Source organism: Flavobacterium resistens, from assembly GCF_900182645.1.
Classification (GTDB): Bacteria; Bacteroidota; Bacteroidia; order Flavobacteriales; family Flavobacteriaceae; genus Flavobacterium; species Flavobacterium resistens.
The window spans coordinates 185,790-204,692 of record NZ_FXTA01000002.1 but is presented as its reverse complement, the minus strand read 5'-3'; the positions used below and the strand labels follow the sequence as shown (position 1 = coordinate 204,692).

Here is an 18,903-nt window from a genome sequence, read left to right as displayed (position 1 = left end):
AAATCTTTGGGGCGTTAATATAATGTAAAATGGTTGTTAAATTAACTCAAACAACTATTAAACAACATCTTAACATAGCCTAAAGATATGTTATTTTCTTTAATTAACATACTTTATTGCAAAAAATCTTACTTATTATATTTGATGATTTCATCTAAAATCTAAGTTTTGATTCTTACAAATCTTTTTTAAATCTGAGCGACAACATGCGTGCGAATTACATTTCTGCTGAAATGGGCAATCTTCCTTCTTTTATGGCTTCGACCATTTTATTATAATCCAATTCATTTTGATGTGCATATGACATTGAAAACTTAGAAATAGCATTCGCAAATTCATTATTATTTCCCATATATCCAGACAAAAGCGACGGATCACCAGATCTTGCATGTGCTCTTGCAAGTGCCCATCCGCAGGCTTTGGCGTAATCTTCCATGTTTTCGGATTTCATTATTTCTATAACTGGCTTTATCTTGGCATCACGAAGCTGACGGATATAAAAATATTTGCCTTTATCATCATTTGTCCATCCTAAAAACATATCTGGCGCTGACTGCATTAATTTTTGTCCCATTACAATTCGTTCTCCCTGATGAGGATATTTCCCTTTGTTTTTTACATTTGCTTCTAATACACTTTTTCTGGCTTCTTTAAACTGCAAAAAAATTGGCTCTCCGGTAGCCGACATTAATAAACTTATGCCACAGAGTGTTCCAACACTTCCCACGCCTACTACTTTTATGGCAAAATCATGTATAGTGTATCTACTCAACAAAACTTGTTTGTCTTCCGGAAGCGATTCTATGTATCGTTTATGCACCTGCTTCGCTTCTCTGAATGTGTAACTTGCTTCAGTTCCCGAAGTATGATAAATCAATGGAGGATCATCTTTTATTCTGGCCCGAACTCCATCTAAATAGGTCATTTTTGCAAACTCTTTTTCGTGAGCAATAGATTCCGCCGCTTTTTTTATTCGTTTCTGCTGAAATTCTTTTAATTCTTCATCTTTCCCCAAATCAATAAGTTCTGCCAGATCAATATCAGCATACCAAATTTGAAGTGCCGATAATTTACTGTAATCGAGCATATGTCTTTTATAACTGTCGGCAACATGCCAGGCAAATGCTTTACAATCTTTAGCAGAAAATTTTCGCCACTTTCCCGCAATTGCAAAACTTGTTGCGAGTCTTTTTACATCCCATTCCCATGGACCGGGAAATGTTTCATCAAAATCGTTAATATCAAAAACCAATTTGCGTTCAGGAGTTGCGAAACCGCCAAAATTCATTAAATGACAATCTCCGCAAAGCTGCAACTGTATTCCTGTGTTTGGTGTATTTGCTAAATCGGCTGCCATAATTGCTGCAGCTCCTCTGTAAAAAGCAAAAGGCGATTCAATCATTCTTCGATATCGAATGGGCAATAAACTTTCAAGTCTGCCAATACTTGTTTCAATCAAAATATCCACAGGATCTTGACGATCTTCAGATGGATTCCATTCTTGATGAGAAGAACGAGGCACTTCTTTTCTGATCGCTGCGCCATTATCATAACGTTCAGCTTTTGACGCTAATCGATCAAAAAAACTTTCGCCACTATCTGTTGATTTTTCTGTCATGAGAATGATTTATCTAAACTCAATTCTGATTTTTTCTTTTGAAGTTTCAGCTTGTTGAAAGAAACTTAGAAATATTATTTACCTGGAAATATAAATGCAACAACGGCTCTTAATCCCCAATCTGGTCTTATGCTTGAATGACCGACAACTGGAATTAAAGGCATAACAGCAAATTGCATAGTCTGACCTCCTAATTTTGTAATTGCTCCAACATTTGGACTAACGGTAATAAGAGTTGTATTTCCTTGCCAGTTTTGCGTAATTTCTGAAGTGATACCCAAACTTGCACCACTTTTATAACTATGTGTCAGAAATAATTGTGTGTAAAATTGATTAAAATCTGCTCTGTCAGCGTTTCCTGCAACAGACCAAATTTGATTGGCTAAAAAACCTATAGAAAGTCCTTTTCCTTGATGCATTACTAAAACGCTTGGTCCAATTCCGAATTTTTCTGTCCCTAAAAATTTTTCTGTGGCAGTTGGCACTAAAAAAGCTGGACCAACTCCTAAAATAATTCCTTTAGTTTTAGGAGCAAAAAAGGCTGTTACTGTTGCATCACTTAAACCAAACTCATGTGTGTTTTCTCCAGTAACATCCTGCTGATCTACAACGGGAAGAATATAACGAGTAATTAAATTTAAATTTTCACTTAATTTAAAAGGAACAACGGGCTGTATATTGATCTGATATTTTGATCCATTATAAGGACCAATTCCATAAGTAAGATTATTTTGTAGCGGGACACTAATTAAACTTGCAACCGGATTTGCCATTTTATCGGCGAGTTCCTGAGCGCTTGCTCCTGCTTTTTCTTCTTGCGCGAATGCTGAAAAATTTAAAAGAATTAAAAACATACTGAACAAAAATTTTGCAGTGGCATATATTCTAAATTGGTTCATAATAATTCTTTTTAAGATTTATAACAATTTTCGACTTCTGATGGAACCCATATATTATTTATCTGCGAAAACCTTTTTCCAATCGTCTTTAATACTCACAACATGATATTTGTATTTTGCTGCGGTGTTTAGCGAAAGATTATCTTTTTCCTGATAATTGTATTCTCTAATCGAATCATTGTGGTTTACAATCAATTGAAAAGATGGATATTTACTTCCTGAAGAATACCGTAACATGGCAAGGTCTCCAGCTCCACCTTCGTTTCCACAGGCAAAAACTGGTCGTTGACCAATGTGTAATTGTATTCCAACAGGTTTTCCTTCTTTATCATTAAAATGGTCTAAAGCAGGTTGTCTTTTTACACTGTTTGCCGCATCATCGAATACATATTTAAAAGAAGTACCAACAACCTGATCTTTCGGAATTCCGTAAAACTCTTGAGAAATTCCTCTTACAACTTCAACTGTACCGCCGGTTACAATAAAAGTTTTAAATCCGTTGGCACGGAGATAATCTAATAACTCTAATTGTGGCTGATAACGAATTTGTTTTACAGGAACATTTTTTCCAGGATATTTTGCGTCTTTATAAAAATCGGCTACTGAGGCTTCGAACTCATCTTCGGTCATTCCGGTATGCGTTGCAGCAACAAGTTCTATAAGTGCTTTATCACCTCCTTTTTCAAAATAGGTTTTGTCTTTTTCGACAACTGCTTTAAATGGTTGTTTTTGAGCTAAAGCCGGATTAGCTTCTACCATTTTTTTAACTCTGTAAAAAGCAAATAATTCCTGAACATAAGGTTTTTCAGCCCATAAAGTTCCGTCATTATCAAAGGTTGCGATTCTATTTTCTAACGGAATAAAATCTGGACTTCCTTCTTTTGTTACTTTTTCAACGTAAGCAATAATATCTTTTTTTAAAGTTCCGTCATTCCAGCTTGGCAAAGGATCGCCGTTTGTAACTGCTGTAGCTGTACTGTCTTTTGAATTAACAACCGTGCTTTTTTCTGATTTTTTACAAGAAATAAATAAAAAAAGAAGCATGGTTATTAGTACTAATTTTTTCTGCATAACAAATAGTATTAAGTGAAAGAAACAGGACTTCTTACGTCCTGTTTCTTTTAATTATCTAGAATTTATTTTTTCTTTTTTGAAGTATCTTCTGTGTCTTCTTTTAACTTAGGCATTACATTTTTTTCTATATATTGTTTTGCCTTAATATCTTTCATCGCTTCTTCCATAATAGTATAAGCAGAGAAACTTGGCGGAATTGATCTTGGTGGATATTCTTTAAATGTTTGGGCAAATACACCAACATCATATATTGCACCATAGACCATCTGAACGTGGTTCATAACCCAATCCCAGTATGTATTTGAAGTAAAATCGGCTCTTTCAAAAGGATCTTGATATAAATTGAATATTTTTTGTAAACGAAGTTTGGTAAATGGTTCTGCCCAAACTCCTAATGTACCAGCCAAACGCTGTTCTGCAAAAACATATTTGTAATCCCCTTCTCTTAAACCTACTAAAAGACCATCATCATCGGTATAAAAGAATTTATCTCTGGCACTTTTTGGTGTTTTGCCTTCTAAAAACTTGCTTTGATCAAAACCATCTAAATGCACTTTGTATGTTTTTCCATTTGCGTTATAGCCTTTTAAAAGTTTATTAACGATATCTGGCTCTCCTGCAATAGAAGCAAGCGTAGGAATCCAGTCGTTATGACTCATTAATTCAGTAGTTACAGTTCCTGGTTTAATATGTCCTGGCCAGCGTACAATGCAAGGTACACGGAAAGCCCCTTCCCAGTTGGTGTTTTTTTCTGAACGGAATGGTGTCATTGCCCCATCAGGCCAAGTATTCATGTGAGGGCCATTATCTGTTGAATAGATAACAATTGTATTGTCAGCAATTCCTAAATCATCAAGTGCCTTTAAAATACTTCCAATTGTTTCGTCATGTTCGATCATCCCATCAACATACTCACTATCTCCATGTGTATATCTTCCTCGATGTTCTGCTCTCACGTGTGTACGAAGGTGCATACGTGTAGCATTAAACCAGCAGAAAAATGGCTTTCCTGCGGCATTTTGTCTTTTGATATAATCGATAGCTGCCGCAGATGTTTCATCATCTATCGTTTCCATTCTTTTTTTAGTAAGTGCTCCAGTATCTTCTATTTTTTGTTTTCCAACTCTTCCGAAGCGAGGATCGGTTGTTGCATCATCAACATTTGTTGCTGTACATTTTAGAACTCCTCTTGGTCCAAATTTTTTCAAGTATTCCGGATCTTTTGGATAATCAGGTAATTCCGGTTCTTCTTCTGCATTTAAGTGATACAGATTTCCAAAGAATTCATCAAAACCATTCACTGTTGGCAAATTTTCATTGCGGTCTCCAACGTGGTTTTTACCAAACTGACCCGTGGCATAACCAAGGCTTTTCATAATTCCTCCAATAGAAGGATCTAACTGACTCATTCCCATTGGCGCTCCTGGATAACCTACTTTTGTAAGTCCAGTTCTTAGACCATGCTGTCCAGTTAAAAAAGCGGCACGTCCTGCAGTACAGCTCTGTTCTCCATAATAATGAAGAAAGCGTAATCCTTCATTAGCCAAACGATCAATATTGGGTGTTGTATATCCCATAAGTCCATCACTATAAGCACTAATATTAGTAGTTCCAATATCATCGCCCCAAAGCACAAGGATGTTAGGCTTTTTGTTTTGGGCCGAAAGTGACAGGCTTGAACATATTAATGCAAATAGTATCATCGCATTATTAAATCTGCAGTAAAACTTAATTTGTTTCATGGTAATAAAATTTGTTAATAATTAGCGTTATAAAGAGATGTGCTTATCAAAGCAAAAATTTCAGGGCTTTTTCTTTAAATAAAATCATTCTGAAAAATTGCTGTTTCAAAATTTTATTGACAGTAAAAACTGATAAAAATGAAATCAAGAATTTTCTTAATTTTTTTTTAAAGAACTCAAAATTAGCTAATAAAAAACCTGACTACAGTATTTTTGAGCCATGACATGGTTTCATTTTATAAAATGAAACGTTAAAAAAGGAACTTTAGGACAAATTGTTAAAGCATTTTGTAAAATTTATTAAACAAAAAAGGCGATTTTGACTATCTTAAATTATTACTCTTAAAGAAGAAATTTTTGTTTCAATTCTATGACTAGAATTAAGTTTTCATAAAAGGACAAAAAAAAGCCATTCTTTCGAATGGCTTTTAGTATATCTTTAAAAAGAAAACTATTCTATTTCAGAAACTCTCATGGTATTCACCATTCCTTTATCTTTAATAGGCATAGCTGCTAGGTTAATTAAATAGTCACCTTTAGTCGCATATCCTTTTTCAACTGCAATTTTATTTACATCTGTTACAGTATCATCTGTACTTTCCTCATTATCATAGAAGAAAGATTTAACTCCCCATAATAAATTCAATTGTGTTAAAATTCTTCTGTTTGAAGTAAACACTAAAATATGAGCAGAAGATGGTCTCCAAGCTGAAATCTGGAAAGCAGTATAACCGCTGTTTGTTAACGTACAAATTGCTTTTGCACTGATTTCATTAGCTAATAAAGCCGCTTGGTGACAAACTGTTTTAGTAACAAAACGTTTTGTTTTGATTTGTGGAGTATTTTGAGGGACTTGAATAAGTGGAGAATCTTCCACAGCTTCACATATTTGTGCCATTCTTTGAATTACTTGTACAGGATAGTTTCCTGTTGCAGTTTCTCCAGATAACATTACCGCATCTGCACCATCCATTACTGAATTTGCAACGTCGTTTACTTCAGCTCTTGTTGGAGTTAAACTTGTAATCATTGTTTCCATCATTTGGGTAGCAACGATAACAGGAATTCTAGCCGTTTTAGCTCTACGGATCAAATCTTTTTGTACCAATGGAACTTCGTGAGCAGGAAGCTCAACACCTAGATCTCCACGAGCCACCATTAATCCATCACAATATGCTACAATTTTATCCATGTTCTCTAGAGCTTCTGGCATTTCAATTTTAGCAATAATTGGAATTTTAACTTCTGAATGCTTAGCGATAAGTTCTTGTAAATCTTGTAAATCGCGAGGAGTTTTCACAAATGAAAGTGCGATCCAATCTACTTTTTGCTCAATTGCAAAAATCGCATCTGCAATATCTTTTTCTGTTAAAGCTGGTAAAGATATTTTAGTGTTTGGAAGATTAACTCCTTTTTTAGATTTTAACTCTCCACCTTGAATAACTTTAGCAACAACTTCTGTCTTTTTATCTGTAGAAACAATTTCAAAAATAAGTTTACCATCATCAAGCAAAATACGCTCTCCAACATTTACATCATTTGGAAAATTTTGATATTTCATAAATGCTTTTTTTGCATTTCCGATAATATCTTCTGCTGTTGTGAAAGTAATTTCATCACCATCATGTACAACAGTTCCTTCTTCCATTACACCAACTCTAAGTTTTGGTCCTTGCAAATCTCCTAAAATTGCCGTAGTGTAACCAAACTCTTCATTTAGACCTCTAATGATATCGATTTTTTCTTTTACTCCTTCGTAATCTGCATGCGAAAAATTGATTCTAAACACATTAACCCCTGCCTCGATCATATCCTTGATAATCTCTCTTGTACTACATGCGGGACCAAGTGTAGCAACAATTTTGGTTTTCTTGTTTGTTAACATTTTTTTTAAAAAATTAGATTGTTTTTTGATTTTATTTTATTTGTATCGACGGCATAAATAGCCGCAACACTCTCTATGGTATTTAATTGTTGTTGAATTTCTGAAAAATTTAGAGCTTCCTCGCTATTCTCTATTTTCAGGAAAAAATCTACTTTTTTGAATTCAGGAAGTAAATGAATTGTTGTTGAAACCTCACTTGTTTCATTAGAAAACAAATTCTGGAAATCATTTGTACTCACTGAAATGATTTCATTTTTATTCTGAATTAAATTCCATGAAACTGCTTTTTCGGAATCATAATAATAAAATCTAGAAAAATTTGCCTCTCCTTCTTTAGTCTGAGCATGGATCTCGTTTTTGCTCTTACTTAAGTTTATCGGAAGGATCTTATTGATAAAATAGGCCAGTCTATAATCTTCTAATGAAGTATGAATTGCCATTAAATAATAATCAATTTCGTCAAATTCGTCTAAATCCAATCTATGAATAGCCATGTCATGAAAAATCAAGTTGTAAATATACTATTTCTAACGGAGCATCAATAGTTATGACGTGGTTGTTTTTGTTAATTTATAAACGAAAACGTTATAGCTTTAAGATAGTTACAGCATTTTTGTAGCTATTTCTTGTCTATTTTCTCCTGAAATGCAAAATAAGCTCTTTGTGATGCTTTTTCTTCTGCCTTCTTTTTTGAAGTTGCTCGCGCTCTTGCGATTACTTTATTGTCTATGCTCAATTTTACGCCAAATAAGCGCTGACCGTCGATACCGTTATCCTCAAAAATGTCATAATGAAAGATTCTCTTTTCTTTCTGACACCATTCGATAACCAAACTTTTATAACTGATAACTTTTCCTTCAAGTCGGGCGATATCAACATAAGGCGTAATTACTCTCTTTTGAATAAAACGCTCACAGAAAGGATAGCCTTTATCCAAATAAATTGCTCCAACTAAAGATTCAAAAATATTGCCATGTATGTTTTCGCCAAAATGCTGAATTGGCACTTTGCTCTCCACAAAGCGAACCAAATTTAAATCTTTACCTAGTTCGTTTAAATGTTCACGGCTTACAATTTTTGATCGCATTTTAGTCAAATAACCTTCGTCTCCGTTTGGTGCTTTATTAAACAAATGTGCAGCAATTACAGCACTTAACATCGCATCGCCTAAAAATTCCAACCTTTCATAATTGATTGGTTGTCCATTTTCATCTAACTTATTTGATGATCTATGTGTAAAGGCTTTCCTGTAAAATTCTACATTTACTGGCGGAAAACCAAGAATTTTCTGAATAGTGTCAAAAAAAATCCCGTCTTCTAGAGAACGGGATTTAGAAAATATTTTTTTGATAATATTCATATACGAAAATTAGTCAACCAATTTTTTAAACAATACACAAGCATTGTGTCCACCAAAACCAAAAGTATTACTCATTGCAACATTAACCTCTCTTTTTTGAGGTTTGTTTAAGGTAAGATTTAACGATGGATCAATTTTTTCATCCACAACACTATGATTAATCGTTGGAGGAACAATTCCGTGCTGCATAGCCAAAATAGAAGCAATTGCCTCAATAGCTCCAGCCGCACCAAGTAAATGCCCTGTCATTGATTTTGTTGAATTGATATTGATATTTTTAGCATGACTACCAAAAACAGCACTAATTGCTTTTAATTCAGCAACATCTCCAAGTGGTGTAGAAGTACCATGAGTATTGATATGATCAACATCTTCAGGTTTCATTCCAGCATCTCTCAAAGTGTTTTCCATTACGGCAATAACCCCAATTCCTTCCGGATGTGGTGCAGTTAAATGGTAAGCATCAGATGACATTCCACCACCGCCAATTTCGCAGTAAATTTTTGCACCTCTAGCTTTTGCATGTTCGTAATCTTCAAGAACTAAAGCTCCTGCTCCTTCTCCTAAAACGAAACCATCTCTGGTTGCATCAAAAGGTCTAGAAGCTGTCTCTGGACTTTCATTTCTTGTTGATAAAGCGTGCATTGAACTAAAACCTCCCATACCAGCAATTGTAACCGCAGCTTCAGATCCGCCTGATACAATAACGTCGCACATTCCTAAACGAATGTAATTGAAAGCATCAATTAATGCATTTGCAGAAGATGCGCATGCAGAAACTGTTGTATAGTTTGGTCCCATATAACCATTACGCATAGAAATATGTGCAGGAGCAATATCAGCGATCATTTTTGGAATAAAAAACGGATTGAACTTTGGAGTTCCATCGCCTTTCGCATAATACATTACTTCTTCTTGAAAAGTCTCTAAACCTCCAATACCTGCTCCCCAGATAACACCAACTCTTTGTTTGTTTATATTATCATTAGTAATTCCAGCATCTTTGATAGCTTCATCACTGGCAGCAATTGCGTATTGAGCAAATTTATCTAGTCTACGAGATTCCTTGCGATCCATGTAATCTTCAATATTGAAGTTTTTTACTTCGCAGGCAAATTTCGTTTTATGCTTCTCTGTATCATAGTATGTGATAGGAGCGGCTCCGCTTACTCCATTCACAAGTGCATTCCAATAATCCTGGATATTATTCCCGATAGGAGTAAGTGCACCTAATCCTGTTACAACAACTCGCCTTAATGCCATAAATATGTATTTTGTACTTTAAACAAATAAAACCCACGCTTTCTTAACAGTAATGTTACTTAAGAGCCATGGGCATTACAATATAAATATATCTTTTTGATTGAAAATCAATCGAAATTTAAATTTTAAAAAAAATAATAACACCCGATGTCTAAAAATAAATCTAGAAATCGGGTGTGGTATTATTATTTTTTAGCTTCCTCGATATAAGAAATAGCTTGACCTACAGTAGCAATGTTTTCTGCTTGATCGTCTGGAATTTGAATATCAAATTCTTTTTCGAATTCCATAATAAGCTCAACAGTGTCTAATGAGTCAGCTCCTAAATCATTAGTGAAGCTTGCTTCTGTTACAACTTCGTTTTCGTCAACACCTAATTTGTCTACGATAATCGCTTTTACTCTTGATGCAATGTCTGACATAATCTTTAATTTTAGAATTTAATTTGTTGGCAAAAATAAAAAACTTTATTTTAAAACCACGATTTAGTTAATAAATGTAACACTAATTTATAAAATTAATTTCAAGAAAGCCGTTTTAAAGCTATTTATTTTCGATTTTTATTCCGTTTTTTGCATTCTCAAAATTAATGAAATCATGAAAAAAATTATCGTTTTTGCCTCAGGATCAGGAACTAATGCAGAAAACATTATAAAATATTTTTTGAATACTGAAATTGCAAAAGTTGTTTCTGTTTTTACAAATAATGCTTCGGCAAAAGTGATTGAAAGAGCCAAAAATTATCAAATTCCAGTCGAAATTTTCTCAAAAAGCGAACTTTTAGAACGAAATGTCTTACAAAAAATACAAGAAATCGACCCGGATCTAATAATTTTGGCAGGGTTTTTACTTAAATTTCCGGAAAACATAATCGAGAAATATCCAAATAAGATAATCAACATACATCCAGCACTTTTGCCTAATTATGGAGGCAAAGGAATGTACGGAATGCACATTCACAGGGCTATAGTAAATAACAAGGAAAAAGAAACCGGAATCTCTATTCATTATGTGAATGAAAACTATGATGAAGGCGGTATCATTTTTCAGGCAAATGTAGCATTAACTGAAGAAGATACTCCTGAAACGGTTGCAGAAAAGATTCATGAATTGGAACAAAAGCATTTTCCTGAGATTATTCACAGAATATTAGAAGAATAAAATTCAAAAATCAATTGCAACTACAAAAATCATCCCGATAGCTATCGGGACTGAAATCTAAAATTAAATGAATCACGAAGTACATATATATACAGATGGCGCCGCAAAAGGAAATCCAGGAAATGGCGGATATGGCGTTGTGATGGAATTGGTAGGAACTCCGCATAAAAAAGAATTCTACGAAGGTTTTCGTTTGACAACTAATAACAGAATGGAACTTTTGGCGGTAATTGTTGGTTTAGAGAAATTAAAAAACCCAAATATGAAGGTTTTAGTTATTTCAGATTCTAAATACGTTGTCGATTCTGTTGAAAAAAAATGGGTCTTAGGCTGGGAAAAAAAGAAATTTGCAGGCAGAAAAAATCCAGATTTATGGAAACGCTTTTTAGTTTCATATCGAAAACATCAGGTAGATTTCAAGTGGATAAAAGGCCACAACAATCATCCACAAAACGAACGTTGTGATCAATTGGCTGTTATGGCATCTATGCAACCTAAACTTTCGGTTGACGAATATTACGAAACCATCGGTTCTAAAGAATAAAAAAACGCATCAACTATTTGATGCGTTTTTTGTACTAACTTAAATTCCTACTTACAATTTATTCTTTGTCTAAATCTTTTGCTCTATGAAATCCTACTAACAATCCAACTCCAGACATTGTAATAATTGTCGCCGGATAAATGACATCAGAATTCATATCTGTGTACGTTGAAAGCAGTAAGGCAATAAAAAAGCCAAGTCCTATTCCAATTAAAAGAAAAGCTGAATTCAAAATAAAGATTTTCCATGCTGGAACTCCATTTGTTTTGCCTTTTAAAAATATGCTGGCATCTGCACCTTTTTCTATAAGAGCCAAACGCTCTCTATTTCTTGTTGAGTAAAAAAGATAGACAATCCCAAAGATCATCGCAAAAAGACTAAGTGGTACTAAAACTTGTGGTCCCATAATTTTTATGTTTTTATAATTGATTGATATTCCATATGACGATGCCTTTTAAATTGAGGTTACAACTTTCGGTATTTTTTTTAAAAAAATAAATTCCAAATTCCAAAACTTGCTGATTATGAACTAATTTTGAGTTTTATTAAAAGTATTTAGCAACAAATACGAGTCGAAATAACAATACTATTATTAAGCTTTGGCAAAGTTTAATCCTTTATATATATAGAATTTCAAAATTAAAAGTTGGAATATGGAATTTTTAAAAATTAAAAATTATTTCAAATTCTTGTAACCTACAATAATAAACCGTCGTCCTATATAATATGAGTACAATTCCAGATCAACATTATATCGATAAAATTCTGCAGGGCGAGACGAATGCGTTTGCCGTGCTGGTAGATCGTTATAAAGATATGATCTTTACTTTGTCACTCAAAATGGTCAAAAACAGAGAAGAAGCTGAAGAAGCCGCACAAGATACTTTTATTAAAGTATTTAATTCTTTGAGCAAATTTAAAGGCGATTCTAAATTCTCAACATGGATTTATAAAATCTCTTATAATAATTGTTTAGACCGTTTAAAGAAAAACAAAAAAGAAGAAAATAATATTTCAATAGATGAGTTTTCTTCTCATTTAGTAAAAACAATGGACAATGCTTTGAGCGCTTTAGTTGACACAGAGCGAAAGCAGGCCATTCAGAATTGTTTAAATTTGTTACCAAGTGACGACAATTTCCTTTTGACGCTATTCTATTTTGAAGATCAAAATTTAGAAGAAATTGGAAAAATTATGAACATAAACGCTAATAATGTCAAAGTAAAATTATTTAGAAGCCGACAAAAATTAGCCACCATTTTAAAAAAGCAGTTAGAACCCGAAATAGTTGAGTATTATGAAAGAGGAAGATAAAAATTTAGAAAATCTTATTGAAAGAATGATGGCCGAAAACACTTTACAATCGCCATCTGCCGACTTTACTTCGAACTTAATGTCGCAAATTCTTGTTGCCGAAAAAGCGAAAATCAAACCTTATAAACCTTTAATTTCCATCTCAACATGGATTTTTATTGGAATTGCTTTGATCCTTTTGGTTATTTACAATATGTTTTTTGCTGGAGCAGAAAATAATTTAGAAATCGGAAAATCATACACAGATAAAATTTCAGCAATTGTTTCCGGAATTCATATTTCAAAAACTTTATTGTATTCTATTTTAATTGTTCCTTTTATGGTTTTAATCCAGGTTGGGGTTTTGAAAAATTATTTTGATAAGAAGTATCAGTTGTAATCCTGTTTAAAAGAAATGAAAAGTAGTAAAATCAAAAATAATTTATCTCTAAAGAAAATTAAAATACAGACCTATTTCTTCTCAATGTTATTGCTTTTTGTCATTAGTTATGCATCTGCTCTTCCTTCAAACTTTACTACTAAAGAAATAAAATTTACTAGCGAAGGAGTTACACTCGCCGGAACTATTTTTACGCCCAACAAGGCACAGGCAGCCGTTGTAATTATTCACGGATCTGGACAAGAAAAAAGAATGACAGACTTTGCTATAATCCTTGCCAATAATGGAATTGCAGTTTTAACGTATGATAAACGCGGAGTTGGAGAATCTGCTGGTGTGTATGCCGGACCTGAAGTAGGAACTAACAATGTTGATTTCTCAAATCTAAATCTTTTGTCTTTAGATGCAAGTGCTGCCGTAAATACTTTATCTAAATCCTTGTCAAATAACAAAATATCTATCGGTTTAATAGGCGGTAGCCAAGCCGGATGGATAATTCCATTAGCTGCGGAGAAAAATAAGAAAGTCAAATTTATAACCATCTTTAGCGGAGCTCTAATAACTGTTAAAGAACAATTGAGATTCCAATTTTATACCAATGGAGATAAAAATTTTTGGGATACGCACTCCGAAGAAGAGGCAAGAAAACATGTATTCAATGATCCAGACAGATATGAGTTTATTGACACAAATCCCAAAGATATCCTCGCAAAATTATCAATTCCAGGATTCTGGATTTATGGAAGTAAAGATATTCAAGTTCCTGCGAATCTATCAATCGAATATCTTGATACGTTAAAATCTAAAGGAAAACATTTTGAATATAAATTGTTCCCAAACTTGGGCCACAACACTGCATTTTCAGACAATGAAGAGCCTATGAACGATGCAATCAATTGGATTAAAAATATCGATAAATCAAAGAATCATAAGCAAAAAAACTAGAAACACTTTGAACAACTGAGTTTCTATTTGGGCATTGTTTTGTAAAGAAAAGAAAAGCTTCATCTTTTAGAAAACTTAAATAAAATCTTGAAGCGTTTTTTCCAAAATAAATATTGTAATTTAATTCTGAAAATGATATTTTGAGCACTCAAAAGAATCTCAGATAATTTACTCATTTACAATAGTTTTAACCCCGAAATCGATATTCTTTTTTTAAGAAAATTTTGAGAACCTAAACCGTTGCAATATTGTAACTTATAGAGTATCTTTGCACCCTAATTCGAAATTCATAAAATGAATAAACTATTGATTGTTGGAACAGTTGCTTTCGACGCGATTGAAACTCCTTTCGGAAAAACAGATAAAATTTTAGGTGGTGCTGCAACCTACATCGGATTATCAGCGTCATTTTTTAACTTGCAATCAGCTATTGTTTCTGTAGTTGGTGATGATTTTCCTCAAGAACATTTAGATTTATTGACTTCAAAAAATATTGATATCTCAGGTATCGAAATTGTAAAAGGCGGAAAAACCTTTTTTTGGAGCGGTTTATACCACAACGATCTAAATTCTAGAGACACTCTTGTTACTGAATTAAACGTTTTGGCAGATTTTCAGCCAAAAGTTCCTCAAAACTATAAAGATGCTGATGTTGTGATGTTAGGAAACTTACATCCATTAGTTCAAAGCAGTGTTTTAGATCAAATGGAGAAAAAACCAAAATTAGTTGTTTTAGACACAATGAACTTTTGGATGGACTGCGCTCTTCCAGAACTTTTAGACGTTATCAAACGTGTAGATGTTATTACAATCAATGACGAAGAAGCAAGACAACTTTCTGGTGAATATTCATTAGTAAAAGCAGCTGCGAAAATCCAGGACATGGGGCCAAAATATGTGGTGATCAAAAAAGGAGAGCACGGAGCACTTTTATTCCACAACAGAGAAGTATTCTTTGCACCAGCTTTACCATTAGAAGAAGTTTTCGATCCAACAGGAGCCGGAGACACTTTTGCAGGTGGATTCTCTGGATTTATTGCGCAAAGCGAAAACATTTCTTTTGGAAACATGAAGAATGCAATTATTTACGGTTCAAATTTAGCTTCGTTCTGCGTAGAGAAATTTGGAACTGAAAGGATGGAAACATTAAGCAAAGCAGAAGTAGCGATTCGATTACAACAATTTAAGTCGTTAACTCAGTTTGACATAGAAATATAATGCCTAAGAGCCTCGGTAAAACGGGGCTTTTTTATTACGTTAATACACACAACTTACAACACACAAAAAAACAAAAAAAATGAGCGACGCTTTAAAACACGAATGTGGTATAGCTTTAGTTAGACTTCTTAAACCGCTTGAATATTATAAAGAAAAATACGGAACTGCTTTTTACGGGATTCAGAAAATGTATTTAATGATGGAAAAACAGCACAACCGCGGACAAGACGGAGCTGGTTTTGCAAGCATTAAATTGGATGTTGATCCTGGACAACGCTACATCAGCAGAGTTCGTTCGAATCATGCACAACCAATTCAAGATGTTTTTAAACAAATCAATGAACGAATCAGCGAAGAATTAAAAGCGAATCCAGAAATTGGTGATGACATCAATAAAATAAAATCACAAATTCCGTATGTAGGCGAATTGTTTTTAGGACACGTTCGTTACGGAACTTTTGGAAAAAACAGTATTGAGAGTGTTCATCCATTTTTACGTCAAAGCAACTGGATGCACCGCAACTTGATTTTGGCAGGAAACTTTAATATGACAAATGTTAAAGAGCTTTTTGAAAATCTGGTTGAACTTGGACAGCATCCTAAAGAAATGGCAGATACTGTTACGGTAATGGAAAAAATTGGTCACTTTTTAGATAAAGAAGTAATGCAGTTGTACCAAGACTGTAAAGCTGAAGGTTATTCTAAAAGAGAAGCTTCTCCAGTAATTGCTGAGCGTTTGGATATTGCAAAAATATTAGCTCGTTCTGCTAAAAACTTAGACGGAGGTTACGCAATGGCCGGATTATTAGGTCATGGTGATGCATTTGTTTTTAGAGATCCAGCCGGAATTCGTCCAGCTTACTTCTATCAAGATGATGAAGTAGTTGTCGTAGCTTCTGAAAGACCTGTTATTCAAACTGTATTCAACGTTCCTTTTGAAAGTGTTCAGGAAATTGATCCCGGAAATGCTTTGATTATCAAGAAAAATGGAAAAGTTACCATGAATCAAATCTTGGAACCAACCGTTAAAAAAGCTTGTTCTTTTGAAAGAATTTATTTTTCAAGAGGAAGTGACGCTGAAATTTATCAAGAACGTAAAGATTTAGGTAAATTGATTTTGCCTGCAGTTCTTAAAGCTATTGACAGCGATACAGATAATACAGTTTTCTCTTATATTCCAAATACAGCAGAAACCTCATTTTATGGTTTAGTAGAAGCTGCTCAGGATTTCTTGAATCAAAGAAAAAACAATTATATTTTAGAAAACAGAAATACATTAACTGCCGAAACGCTTCAGGAACTTTTAGCAGTAAAAATACGTACTGAGAAAGTTGCTATCAAAGATGCTAAACTTAGAACCTTTATTACTGAAGACAGCAGTCGTGATGATTTAGTAGCTCACGTTTACGACGTTACTTATGGCGTAATCAAACCAGAAGATAATTTGGTTATTATTGACGACAGTATTGTTCGTGGTACAACTTTAAAAATGAGCATCATTAAAATGATGGATCGTTTAAATCCAAAACGTATTGTTATTGTTTCATCGGCACCGCAAATTCGTTACCCGGATTGCTACGGAATTGACATGGCAAAACTAGAAGGGCTTGTTGCTTTTAGAGCTGCTTTGACTTTATTAAAAGAAAGAAACTTATATCATATTGTTGACGAAGTGTATGCGAAATGTAAAGCACAGGAAAACTTCGCTGATAAAGATGTTGTAAATTATGTTACGGCAATCTACGATCAATTTACTCCAGAAGAAATTTCAGATAAAATTGCAGAAATGTTAAGTTCTCCGGAAATCAATGCTGAAGTAAAAATCATTTTCCAAAAAGTGGAAGATTTACATATTGCATGTCCTAAAAATTTAGGTGACTGGTATTTTACAGGAGACTATCCTACTCCGGGAGGAAATCGTGTTGTAAATCGTGCATTTATGAATTTTTACGAAGGAAAAGATGCTCGAGCATACTAAGAAAACGCTAACAAAAAGTTAATTTGTGCATTTCATCGGTTTTTTTTGCCGTTCATCCTGTTTGTTTGGTAAAAATGAAAAGCTATAATACTTTTGGGAAACCATAACATTAGTAGGTTAAGTTTATGGTAGATTTGGGGCAAAAAGGGTGGAAGAAATTCCACCTTTTTTATTTTATTCAGATAAGTATTTACAAAACAGACTCCTACAATCACTTCGTCGAAAATATCGACCATTCATCTAAAAAGTTTTTTTTTCAAATATAGTCGCCATACATTTACTGAACCATAACATTAGTAGGTTAAGTTTATGGTAGATTTGGGGCAAAAAAGGCGGAAGAGATTCCGCCTTTTTTATTTTCTTTATCTAGAACAAAGAAGCAAGAGCAAAGAAAAAAGATTATAGACGAAATGTATAGATAATAAAAAAGACGAGTACCATAAGCTGCTTGTCTTTTCTCTTTATTCTTTTCCCTTTATTCTTTTCTCTTTATTCTTTTCTCTTTATTCTTTTCTCTTTATTCTTTTCTCTTTATTCTTTTCTCTTTGCTCTTGCTTCTTTATTCTTTTTTCTTTTTTCAGTTTACTTAATCGGATATATTTGCCATTCGTCTAAAAAAATTTTTTTTAAAATATACTCGTTATACATTTACCGAACCATAACATTAGTAGGTTAAGTTTATGGTAGATTTGGGGCAAAAAAGGCGGAAGAGATTCCGCCTTTTTTATTTTCTTTATTTTAGAGAAAAGAAGAAAGATTATAGAAAAAAGATTATAGACGAAATATATACATAAAAAAAAGACGAGTAACCTTTCGGTACTCGTCTTTTCTCTTTATTCTTTGCTCTATTGTCTTATTTATCTAAAGCAAATCTTCTTGCAACTTCTGTCCAATTAATTACACTGAAGAAAGCTTCAATATAATCTGGTCTTCTGTTTTGGTAGTTTAAATAATAAGCGTGTTCCCAAACGTCCATTCCTAAGATTGGAGTTCCACCGTTACCAGCAACTTCTGGCATTAATGGATTATCTTGATTTGGAGTACCTACAACTTCTAATTTTCCTCCTTTTTGAACTGTTAACCAAGCCCATCCAGAACCAAACTGAGTTGCACCAGCTTTAGCAAATTTTGCTTTAAACTCTTCGAAAGTTCCAAAAGAAGCCTCGATTGCAGCTAATAAATCACCTGTTGGTAATCCGCCTCCATTTGGAGACATTACAGTCCAGAATAAGTTGTGGTTGTAGAAACCTCCACCATTGTTACGAACTGCAGCGTTAGATTTATCTAAGTTAATTAAGATGTTTTCGATTGTTTTTCCTTCTAAATCTGTTCCTGCAATTGCTGCGTTTAGATTTGTTGTATATGCATTGTGGTGCTTTGTATGGTGGATTTCCATTGTACGAGCATCAATATGTGGTTCTAATGCATCATATGCATAAGGTAATTGTGGTAATTCAAAAGCCATGATATTTCTAATTTTTATGGTTTATAATAATTTATCCCAAATTTAGACATTTAACTTT

18 protein-coding genes are annotated in these 18,903 nt (G+C 33.6%); 7 read left to right on the top strand and 11 right to left on the bottom strand.

Annotated elements, in window-relative coordinates:
- Positions 1 to 217 precede the first annotated feature (217 nt).
- The 9 genes from FN795_RS07020 to FN795_RS06980 all read right to left on the bottom strand — a co-directional run bounded on the left by FN795_RS07020 (position 218) and on the right by FN795_RS06980 (position 10,263).
- The gene (locus FN795_RS07020; RefSeq protein ID WP_142449985.1) at positions 218 to 1,618 is read right to left on the bottom strand and encodes a DUF2252 domain-containing protein; all 1,401 of its coding nucleotides are present in this window, start codon (positions 1,616 to 1,618) and stop codon (positions 218 to 220) included.
- A gap of 74 nt (positions 1,619 to 1,692) precedes the next feature.
- The gene (locus FN795_RS07015; RefSeq protein ID WP_142449984.1) at positions 1,693 to 2,517 is read right to left on the bottom strand and encodes a hypothetical protein; all 825 of its coding nucleotides are present in this window, start codon (positions 2,515 to 2,517) and stop codon (positions 1,693 to 1,695) included.
- 54 nt (positions 2,518 to 2,571) lie between these two features.
- A complete protein-coding gene (locus tag FN795_RS07010; protein WP_142449983.1) occupies positions 2,572 to 3,588 on the bottom strand; it encodes an HAD family hydrolase in 1,017 nt (338 codons plus the stop codon).
- A 65-nt stretch (positions 3,589 to 3,653) separates the two neighbouring features.
- Complete coding sequence (locus FN795_RS07005; RefSeq protein ID WP_142449982.1) at positions 3,654 to 5,333, bottom strand: arylsulfatase; 1,680 nt, start codon at positions 5,331 to 5,333, stop codon at positions 3,654 to 3,656.
- Between the two features lie 451 nt (positions 5,334 to 5,784).
- Positions 5,785 to 7,218: a pyruvate kinase gene (gene pyk / locus FN795_RS07000; protein ID WP_035646408.1), complete on the bottom strand. Its 1,434-nt coding sequence runs from the start codon at positions 7,216 to 7,218 to the stop codon at positions 5,785 to 5,787.
- Between the two features lie 5 nt (positions 7,219 to 7,223).
- Positions 7,224 to 7,712: an IPExxxVDY family protein gene (locus FN795_RS06995; RefSeq protein WP_142449981.1), complete on the bottom strand. Its 489-nt coding sequence runs from the start codon at positions 7,710 to 7,712 to the stop codon at positions 7,224 to 7,226.
- A 125-nt stretch (positions 7,713 to 7,837) separates the two neighbouring features.
- The gene (gene rnc, locus FN795_RS06990) at positions 7,838 to 8,578 is read right to left on the bottom strand and encodes a ribonuclease III (protein ID WP_035646411.1); all 741 of its coding nucleotides are present in this window, start codon (positions 8,576 to 8,578) and stop codon (positions 7,838 to 7,840) included.
- Positions 8,579 to 8,587: 9 nt separating this feature from the next.
- Complete coding sequence (gene fabF / locus FN795_RS06985) at positions 8,588 to 9,841, bottom strand: beta-ketoacyl-ACP synthase II (protein WP_142449980.1); 1,254 nt, start codon at positions 9,839 to 9,841, stop codon at positions 8,588 to 8,590.
- Positions 9,842 to 10,026: 185 nt separating this feature from the next.
- Positions 10,027 to 10,263 (bottom strand): acyl carrier protein, encoded by a 237-nt coding sequence (locus tag FN795_RS06980; RefSeq protein ID WP_007137004.1) that lies wholly within the window; start codon positions 10,261 to 10,263, stop codon positions 10,027 to 10,029.
- Between the two features lie 175 nt (positions 10,264 to 10,438).
- On the opposite strand from FN795_RS06980, the gene purN reads away from it, so the two are divergent.
- Positions 10,439 to 11,002, top strand: a complete 564-nt coding sequence (purN, locus tag FN795_RS06975; RefSeq protein WP_142449979.1) for a phosphoribosylglycinamide formyltransferase — start codon at positions 10,439 to 10,441, stop codon at positions 11,000 to 11,002.
- 67 nt (positions 11,003 to 11,069) lie between these two features.
- On the top strand, positions 11,070 to 11,546 hold the full coding sequence (gene rnhA, locus FN795_RS06970; RefSeq protein ID WP_142449978.1) for a ribonuclease HI: 477 nt from the start codon (positions 11,070 to 11,072) through the stop codon (positions 11,544 to 11,546).
- Positions 11,547 to 11,604: 58 nt separating this feature from the next.
- On the opposite strand, the gene FN795_RS06965 is transcribed toward rnhA, so the two are convergent.
- Positions 11,605 to 11,952 (bottom strand): DUF6249 domain-containing protein, encoded by a 348-nt coding sequence (locus tag FN795_RS06965; RefSeq protein ID WP_035646420.1) that lies wholly within the window; start codon positions 11,950 to 11,952, stop codon positions 11,605 to 11,607.
- 320 nt (positions 11,953 to 12,272) lie between these two features.
- Here FN795_RS06965 and FN795_RS06960 point away from each other — a divergent pair, with 320 nt between their 5' ends.
- The 5 genes from FN795_RS06960 to FN795_RS06940 all read left to right on the top strand — a co-directional run bounded on the left by FN795_RS06960 (position 12,273) and on the right by FN795_RS06940 (position 17,380).
- The gene (locus tag FN795_RS06960; RefSeq protein WP_142449977.1) at positions 12,273 to 12,860 is read left to right on the top strand and encodes an RNA polymerase sigma factor; all 588 of its coding nucleotides are present in this window, start codon (positions 12,273 to 12,275) and stop codon (positions 12,858 to 12,860) included.
- The gene (locus FN795_RS06955; protein ID WP_142449976.1) at positions 12,844 to 13,239 is read left to right on the top strand and encodes a hypothetical protein; all 396 of its coding nucleotides are present in this window, start codon (positions 12,844 to 12,846) and stop codon (positions 13,237 to 13,239) included. The genes FN795_RS06960 and FN795_RS06955 overlap by 17 nt, the downstream gene beginning before the upstream one ends.
- Before the next feature lie 15 nt (positions 13,240 to 13,254).
- A complete protein-coding gene (locus FN795_RS06950; protein WP_244289950.1) occupies positions 13,255 to 14,184 on the top strand; it encodes an alpha/beta hydrolase family protein in 930 nt (309 codons plus the stop codon).
- Between the two features lie 294 nt (positions 14,185 to 14,478).
- Positions 14,479 to 15,402 carry a PfkB family carbohydrate kinase gene (locus FN795_RS06945; protein ID WP_035646428.1) on the top strand — a complete coding sequence of 308 codons (924 nt, stop codon included), beginning with the start codon at positions 14,479 to 14,481 and terminating at the stop codon, positions 15,400 to 15,402.
- A gap of 79 nt (positions 15,403 to 15,481) precedes the next feature.
- Entirely contained in the window at positions 15,482 to 17,380 is a 1,899-nt protein-coding gene (locus tag FN795_RS06940; RefSeq protein ID WP_142449975.1) for an amidophosphoribosyltransferase, read from the top strand.
- An 853-nt stretch (positions 17,381 to 18,233) separates the two neighbouring features.
- Here FN795_RS06940 and FN795_RS06930 read toward each other — a convergent pair.
- Entirely contained in the window at positions 18,234 to 18,845 is a 612-nt protein-coding gene (locus tag FN795_RS06930) for a superoxide dismutase (RefSeq protein WP_035646435.1), read from the bottom strand.
- Positions 18,846 to 18,903 lie beyond the last annotated feature (58 nt).

Excerpts from the sequence above, each read along its gene's own strand:
- FN795_RS07020 (WP_142449985.1), bottom strand. The coding sequence starts at position 1,618 with ATGACAGAAAAATCAACAGATAGTGGCGAAAGTTTTTTTGATCGATTA.
- FN795_RS07015 (WP_142449984.1), bottom strand. The coding sequence starts at position 2,517 with ATGAACCAATTTAGAATATATGCCACTGCAAAATTTTTGTTCAGTATG.
- FN795_RS07010 (WP_142449983.1), bottom strand. The coding sequence starts at position 3,588 with ATGCAGAAAAAATTAGTACTAATAACCATGCTTCTTTTTTTATTTATT.
- FN795_RS07005 (WP_142449982.1), bottom strand. The coding sequence starts at position 5,333 with ATGAAACAAATTAAGTTTTACTGCAGATTTAATAATGCGATGATACTA.
- pyk (WP_035646408.1), bottom strand. The coding sequence starts at position 7,218 with ATGTTAACAAACAAGAAAACCAAAATTGTTGCTACACTTGGTCCCGCA.
- FN795_RS06995 (WP_142449981.1), bottom strand. The coding sequence starts at position 7,712 with ATGGCTATTCATAGATTGGATTTAGACGAATTTGACGAAATTGATTAT.
- rnc (WP_035646411.1), bottom strand. The coding sequence starts at position 8,578 with ATGAATATTATCAAAAAAATATTTTCTAAATCCCGTTCTCTAGAAGAC.
- fabF (WP_142449980.1), bottom strand. The coding sequence starts at position 9,841 with ATGGCATTAAGGCGAGTTGTTGTAACAGGATTAGGTGCACTTACTCCT.
- FN795_RS06980 (WP_007137004.1), bottom strand. The coding sequence starts at position 10,263 with ATGTCAGACATTGCATCAAGAGTAAAAGCGATTATCGTAGACAAATTA.
- purN (WP_142449979.1), top strand. The coding sequence starts at position 10,439 with ATGAAAAAAATTATCGTTTTTGCCTCAGGATCAGGAACTAATGCAGAA.
- rnhA (WP_142449978.1), top strand. The coding sequence starts at position 11,070 with ATGAATCACGAAGTACATATATATACAGATGGCGCCGCAAAAGGAAAT.
- FN795_RS06965 (WP_035646420.1), bottom strand. The coding sequence starts at position 11,952 with ATGGGACCACAAGTTTTAGTACCACTTAGTCTTTTTGCGATGATCTTT.
- FN795_RS06960 (WP_142449977.1), top strand. The coding sequence starts at position 12,273 with ATGAGTACAATTCCAGATCAACATTATATCGATAAAATTCTGCAGGGC.
- FN795_RS06955 (WP_142449976.1), top strand. The coding sequence starts at position 12,844 with ATGAAAGAGGAAGATAAAAATTTAGAAAATCTTATTGAAAGAATGATG.
- FN795_RS06950 (WP_244289950.1), top strand. The coding sequence starts at position 13,255 with ATGAAAAGTAGTAAAATCAAAAATAATTTATCTCTAAAGAAAATTAAA.
- FN795_RS06945 (WP_035646428.1), top strand. The coding sequence starts at position 14,479 with ATGAATAAACTATTGATTGTTGGAACAGTTGCTTTCGACGCGATTGAA.
- FN795_RS06940 (WP_142449975.1), top strand. The coding sequence starts at position 15,482 with ATGAGCGACGCTTTAAAACACGAATGTGGTATAGCTTTAGTTAGACTT.
- FN795_RS06930 (WP_035646435.1), bottom strand. The coding sequence starts at position 18,845 with ATGGCTTTTGAATTACCACAATTACCTTATGCATATGATGCATTAGAA.